This window comes from Klenkia terrae, from assembly GCF_900491935.1.
Taxonomy (GTDB): domain Bacteria; phylum Actinomycetota; class Actinomycetes; order Mycobacteriales; family Geodermatophilaceae; genus Klenkia; species Klenkia terrae.
On the sequence record NZ_UEXK01000021.1, the window covers coordinates 1 to 980 of the forward strand.

Consider the following 980-nt stretch of genomic DNA (forward strand, 5'->3'; position numbering starts at 1 on the left):
GTGGGTGGGTGTCGACATGTCGACCTGGGCGATGCCGGCGGGTCGGGTGGTGCGGGTGCGTCCGCCGGGTGGGGTGACGTGCAGGGTGCCGTCGGGGTCCATGGCGAAGACCCAGCCCGGTGCGTGGGTCTTGAGCCGGTGGTGCCTGCGGCACAGGCACACCAGGTTGGTCACGCAGGTCGGGCCGCCGGCGGTGGGGTCGTCGTGGTCGCGGGGGATGACGTGGTCGAGGTCGACGTACTCGGCTGTCCGGGCACAGCCGGGGAACCGGCAGTGTCGGTCGCGGGCTTTGACGAACCTGATCTGGGCGGCGGTGGGGACGTAGTTGTCGATGGCCGGTGGTGGTCCGAGTCCGGTGCCGCGGCGGAGGGCGGCGCGGGCGTCGGCGGGGGTGATGAGGGCGCGCAGGCGGCCGGTGGCATCCACGATCTCGAACCACACGTCCCCGCCCCGGACCCGACCACGGGCACCGGAGGCCAGGAGCGCGTCGTAGCGGGCCAGCAGCTCGGCCACCGCGACCGGGGACACCGGCAGCCCACCGATCTCACCGACCCCGGAACCAGCGCCGCGCTCGTGCTCGCCGTGCCCGTGCCCGTGCCCGTGCCCGTCATCCTGCTCGTGCTCGTGCTCGCTGAGCTCGTGTTCGTGCTGCTTGTCGTGCTCGCCCTGCCCCTCAGGCCCCTCAGGCCCGTCGTGGCCGGCTCGTCGGGGTCTGCTGCTCGTGCTGCCCGCCGGTGCCGGCCGGTCATTGCGTCCGTCGGTGCCCGGCTCGGACGCCGTATCGACGTGTGGACCGCCCTGAGAGCCGCCGCCGGCGGTCGGTGCGGCAGACCCGGGGGGTGCGCCCAGCGAGCCCAGGCCGTCGAGGTCGGCCAGCTCCACCCGCATGGCGAGTTGCCAGCGGGCGCGGGCGACGTCGTCGGGGAGTGCCTCCCAGGGGCGGAGGACCAGCTGCCGGTGCGCATCGACCCGCAGCTGGC

At 74.6% G+C, this 980-nt stretch carries 1 protein-coding gene; it reads right to left on the bottom strand.

The window, feature by feature from the left end:
- On the bottom strand, nucleotides 1-980 hold a 980-nt coding region (locus LFA75_RS23720), incomplete at both ends, for an HNH endonuclease signature motif containing protein (protein ID WP_225236176.1).